The 5,607-nt window shown below is 38.1% G+C and carries 3 protein-coding genes and 1 tRNA gene; 1 reads left to right on the top strand and 3 read right to left on the bottom strand.

Translation table 11 applies throughout. The features are described 5' to 3' along the window. Window positions 1-151 precede the first annotated feature (151 nt). Both PHN32_08950 and amrS read right to left on the bottom strand, forming a co-directional pair. Window positions 152-225, bottom strand: a tRNA-Cys gene (locus PHN32_08950). 55 nt (window positions 226-280) lie between these two features. After that, a complete protein-coding gene (gene amrS, locus PHN32_08945; protein MDD3777715.1) occupies window positions 281-1,282 on the bottom strand; it encodes an AmmeMemoRadiSam system radical SAM enzyme in 1,002 nt (333 codons plus the stop codon). A 205-nt stretch (window positions 1,283-1,487) separates the two neighbouring features. Between amrS and PHN32_08940 the strand changes: the two genes are divergently transcribed. After that, on the top strand, window positions 1,488-2,219 hold the full coding sequence (locus PHN32_08940; protein MDD3777714.1) for a protein-L-isoaspartate(D-aspartate) O-methyltransferase: 732 nt from the start codon (window positions 1,488-1,490) through the stop codon (window positions 2,217-2,219). A 24-nt stretch (window positions 2,220-2,243) separates the two neighbouring features. Here the strand turns inward: PHN32_08940 and PHN32_08935 are convergent, their stop codons facing one another. Further along, window positions 2,244-4,625, bottom strand: a complete 2,382-nt coding sequence (locus PHN32_08935) for a hypothetical protein (GenBank protein MDD3777713.1) — start codon at window positions 4,623-4,625, stop codon at window positions 2,244-2,246. Window positions 4,626-5,607 lie beyond the last annotated feature (982 nt).

Raw genomic sequence — 5,607 nt, 5'->3', positions numbered from 1 at the left:
GGGCCTACCATAGCAAATAAAAAATTAAAGTCAAGCTAGCCTGCTTTTATTCAATATTATTCACTCTTATTGGCTATTTAAGCTAGGTTAAATCCACAGAAATAGAAAAATTATTTTAATCTTCTGCCGAATGAAATTTTAAGTGAATACTTGGAGGCGGCACCCGGACTCGAACCGGGGATAAAGGTTTTGCAGACCTCTGCCTTACCACTTGGCTATGCCGCCCCATAGAGCAGAAATACATTATAGAATAAAACCAGCTAAAAGTTAAGCCAATTATTTAAAAAACACCCTCTAACCTAACCCCGCAATGGGGGCACTTCCCTGCTTCCAATCCATTATAGGAAACGGCAAATCCATCCCTCTTTATCAAAGGCTGTCCGCATTGGCAGCAGTAAGTAGTCTCCAGATCCAGATCATAAATATTTCCCCCATACACATACTTAAGGCCTGCCTCTTTGCCAATTACTTGTGCCTGTTTTATTTTGTCGGCGGAAGTAGCTTCAATCCTGCTTTTATACTGGGGATAATAGGCACTTATGTGCCAGGGTATATCGCTGGATACGCTGTTTAAAAATTCAGCTATGGCTCTTAACTCCTGCTCCGAATCATTTAACCCCGGTATTATTAAAGTAGTAACCTCTATCCATATGCCCATTTGTTTCATTAACTTTATATTTTCAAGTACAGGTTTAAGCTTTCCCCCTACCCTTTCCCGGTAGAATTCTTCACTGAAAGCCTTAAGGTCTACATTAGCTGCATCCAGGTAGGGTCCTGCCATTTCCAGACAGGCTCCAGACATAAAACCATTGGTTACAAATATGTTTTTAAGACCTTTTTGTTTAGCTATCCTGGCTGTATCATAGGCATATTCAAAGAATATAGTGGGCTCAGTATAGGTGTAGGATATGCTCTTGCACCCTGCCTGCAGGGCATCGGCCACAATTTTTTCCGGGCTTACATCCTGGCCGTATATATCTGAATCCCTCTCTACCTGTGAAATGCTGTAATTCTGGCAAAAGAAACATTTAAAATTACAGCCCACAGTAGCCACGGAAAGAGAAAGGGTGCCCGGTAAAAAATGAAACAGGGGTTTCTTTTCTATAGGGTCAGCATTTTCTGATATGAGTTTCCGGTAAACCAAAGAATAGAGGGTACCGCCCATATTCTGTCTTACTCCGCATATTCCCCTATCGCCTTCTGCTATTACACAGAAATGGCTGCACAAATCACACCTTACCCTGTTTTTACCAAGCTTGCGGTAAAGATAAGCTTCTTTCATAATTGTTTCCTTCCTATTGCCTAACTACATATTAGAACAAGAAAAATAAATTTTAAAGATAGCTTTTATTTAGGTTATTTGCTTAGAAATTATCTATATATAGACTTAGCTGCAAATATCTTATAAATTTATGCTGTAGTCGTTTTAAATTTATCCCTAGCCAGCCATAATTTAAAAAAAACCTAATAACAGCCAGGAGCAAAAGATGGCCAAAAAACACAAAATAATAATCTTTTTATCCCTGGCAGTACTGGTGGCCATAACTGCTGTCATAATATTTTTAATAAACCGGGACCAGGGAACCAGCGGATACGATAAGCTTAGGCATGACATGGTTGACCAACATATAATCCCCAGGGGTATTACCGATAAAAAGGTAATTGAGGCTTTAAGAACGGTACCCCGCCATGAATTTGTAGACCAAGACCAGAAAAACAATGCTTACGCTGACCGGCCCTTGCCCATTGGGCAGGGACAAACCATATCACAACCATACATTGTAGCTTTGATGACCGAAGAGCTAAACCTAACCGGAAACGAAAAAGTTTTGGAAATTGGCACCGGTTCAGGGTACCAGGCGGCTATCCTGGCCGAAATAGCTGATGAAGTATATACGGTTGAAATTATAACGGAGTTATATGAAAAAGCAGGCCAAAGATTAAAACAGAAGTACCCGCAAGTAAGAACATCCAATCATGACGGTTATTATGGCTGGGAACAATATGCTCCCTATGACCGCATCATAGTAACTGCAGCCCCGGACCATATACCCCAGCCGCTGGTAAACCAGCTGGCTGAAGGGGGAATTATGATAATACCGGTAGGTCCCCCTGGATGGAACCAGGTACTGTGGAAAATAACCAAGCAAAACGGAGAAATAATAACCGAAAAAATAGCGGATGTAGTTTTTGTTCCCCTGGTAAAAGATGTTCAATAATCCAAAAGACCGGCCCTAGGGATGCTAGAAATACCTGTAGACCGCCATACAGCCCAGGTAAAGCAGGCCCGATATTCCAATTACTACTAAAAACCCTCCATGCAGGGATAGTACAACTGCCGCTATAGAGCCTATGACTGAAGCACAGCCATTGACAGCCCACAGCCAGGGTATTATACCCGGTTCCCTTTGTTTGGCCTTTATAATGCCTAAAGGAAAAGGCATGCCCATCAAAAAACCCGCAGGCATAACCAAAAGAATAGTTAGCACAAACCTTTGCCACAAAACCCTGGACAGCAAAAACCCGCTAAAATACCTAAAACCTACAATAAACAACGCCACATAAGCCACCAGCAGGGGTATAACCCAGTTAATTTTTATCCTGTACCGTTCAGTGAAGAAGCTGCCCAGGCCGGCAAAAAGCATAAGGCTAAACAGCACCACCGACAGGGAATATGCCGGCTTTCCCAGTATAAGTATAAATTTTTGTATAAAGGGCAGCTCTATAAAGAAAAAGCCAAAACCGATTAAAAAGAAATAGATAAGATAGGGGTATTTACCCTTAAACCTGGCCTTAAGCTTTTTTATCCTTAAGGGAAATAAAATTAAAAATAAGGAAAGTAAAATAGAAATAATTAAGGCAGCCACCAATATCAGGTAGCCCCCGCCGCTGAACGGCTGGGTTGTTTTGCCAAAATATTTTACTATCTCCGGAATTTGCCTGAATTTAAAAAAGTTATAAAAATAAGGCTTATCATCAGTAGCCGGCTCTATATTAAAATAATAGTGGTCATAGAATGATTTTCTTGACTTCCTACTTCCCTCAATTATGGTTTTATAGAACTGGTAATAATAAGGCTGGTCCAGTTTATGATAACGGTTAGTTTCTTCTATATTTAACCCATTGGAATAAACCAGATCAAAGTTTAATTGAGCCGCTCTCTCTGTTAGCTGGCGGATTTCATCTACCTTAAAGTTATCTTGTTTAAACATGGTAGTAAGGGTTGACCAGGACCTAAAAGCAAAAAATCGGGAGGAAAGATCATGGGCCTGGTTTTCATCCATGCCTTCCACCATAGTGGATAACAGTTTTAAATTCTCACTGGGAGGGACCTGGGCCCACCTGGTAACAGCTATTAACCCATTAGGCTTAATTATATCCAGCAGGCAGCTAAAGCATTCCCTGGTAAAAAGGTAATTTTCATTAAGGCTGTAAGCCCCTGAAGAAATGGGGTGAAAGCTGTCAGAAAGACTTAGTATGATAAGATCGAATTTTACATCGGTAGTCCTGCAGAAGTTTCTAACCGAGTCATCAATTACCGTAATATTTTCTTTTGAGTATAGGTTACCGCTGTATTCGGAAAACTCATTCTTTAATGCATTTACCATCAGGCTGTTATTCTGAACCACATAAACTTGAGCATCTTCAAAGTAAACAGCTGCTAAAATATCCAATCCTCCCCCCGGTTCAACAATCAATATATGGTCATATTTTTTATTAAAGCCAAACAGCAATGATTGGGGCATGTAATTTAAAAAATCCACACTATCTTCTTCAAAACTGGTTATGGGTGAGAGATTGTCGGCATCCACGGTCAGCCCCAGCTGGCTGGGAGGAATACCCTGGTATTTTAAACTCAAACCCGGGGCTGATTTTATGCTGCCGCTTTTAACTACCTCTATACGGGTAGAAGCATTTTCATCGGCATATATTAACTCTGAATCAGGGTTTCTCAACACTGAAGCCAAACTCTTATAAGGGGATACCCTTATTTCCCACAAGCTGGGATAGAAAAAGTTTAAAAGCAAAACGATAGCTAAAAACAGCACCAATACAGTGGCAAAAACTTTTATATATTTTTTTGAAATCAATATTAATACCGCCGCTAAGCCTAAGCAGCTGGAAATAAGGATGATACCGGTTTTATTTGTAATCAAAATTAGAAACAGAAATGCAATAGCTCCTATGGCTGAGCCCATTAAGTTAAAAAAGTAAGTAAGGGAAGGCTTATCCTGTTGATAGAAAACATAGCCTATAAAACACCCGCCAAAGAAAAAAGGGATTATCATGAACAGGTAATAAATAAAAAGATAAAATATCTGCCTGATTTCCCAGGCAATTTTAAAAGAATCAAAGGGAACCAGGTTTATAACTATAAAACTTATAATAACTGAAAGCGAAAACCCGAAAGCAAAAATAATAAGCAGAAGCCTGCTGTCTTTGATTTTATTAATAAAGAAATATAAAAAGCTTCCACTTATCCCGAAACCCAGCAAGGCTACGCTGACTATCAGGAATGCAAAATGGTAGAAATCTGCAATAGATAATATCCGCAGCAAGCAAACCTGGTACAGGAAAACCGAAAAAGAAATTAAAAACAAGGATATGTTAATTTTTCTCCTCATTATTTCCCGGGTTTAAATGCTATAAGTTTTTTAAATTAAGGTCTTGCTATACCTTAATTATATAAGCATGGAATATAATTTACAGCTTTGCGTCAAAATTTAAAATATTAATGCTTAACGTAGGGGTATGTGGTTTCTTCATAATAAAATACAGGCCTATCCTATAGCTAAAGATTTACCTCGAGGTCTTTATAGGCAGCATATTAAAATGGTGTCCTATTATTTGCAAAATTGGAACCATGTATCTAATGAGCTGAACCGGATCAAGAAAATAATAGAATAATTTTAAGTATGATTTTTTATCCCAATTCTATAAACCTTGGGGATTTATTTATAAATTCAATATAATATTTTCATCGATTTCAATATTACTTAACCACCAATAAAACCAGTATTGTGATAGTTTGGGCAAACAAGGACACAATACTTAAGGTTTTTTACAAGCAAAATATCCCGGTAGCAGCAGTTATTACCTCTACAATTTAATGTTAAACATGTAACGAATATGCTTGTATGATTTATATTTTTCCTCTAAGCCCCATTAAAGGCAACAACTAGGCAATGATTTTATTTTCCACTATTATTTTATAAATATTGGGTATTATCCTAAAATCACTTTTTTATAGGCTTACCCTTATATTAAAACCCTAAAAAGATTTTTATTGTAACCCTATAAATGCCTGGCGTATAATAATATAAAACAATTAAAAAAGCCTAAGGCGGAGGGGTAAATGGATAAGGATAAAAAACTTTCTTACGAAAAACCTGAACTTGTTGAGCATGAAAATTTAGATGAGGTCACAAAGGGGACGGATCCGTCTACCGTTCCCCAGTAATAAACCTTATAAATTATTTCGCTATTGACAATCATATAGGATCTGTTGTATATTAAATTTACTGCTTAGAACAGTAGGCAACTTTTGGTTATTGTTAGCATTTACAAGCGAAAGCAAGTAAATATCAATTTTAACCAGAAAGTCCT

Source organism: Actinomycetota bacterium, from assembly GCA_028698215.1.
Lineage (GTDB): Bacteria > Actinomycetota > Humimicrobiia > Humimicrobiales > Humimicrobiaceae > Halolacustris.
This window is presented reverse-complemented; position numbering and strand designations above follow the sequence as displayed.

Excerpts from the sequence above, each read along its gene's own strand:
- PHN32_08935 (MDD3777713.1), bottom strand. The coding sequence starts at position 4,625 with ATGAGGAGAAAAATTAACATATCCTTGTTTTTAATTTCTTTTTCGGTT.
- PHN32_08940 (MDD3777714.1), top strand. The coding sequence starts at position 1,488 with ATGGCCAAAAAACACAAAATAATAATCTTTTTATCCCTGGCAGTACTG.
- amrS (MDD3777715.1), bottom strand. The coding sequence starts at position 1,282 with ATGAAAGAAGCTTATCTTTACCGCAAGCTTGGTAAAAACAGGGTAAGG.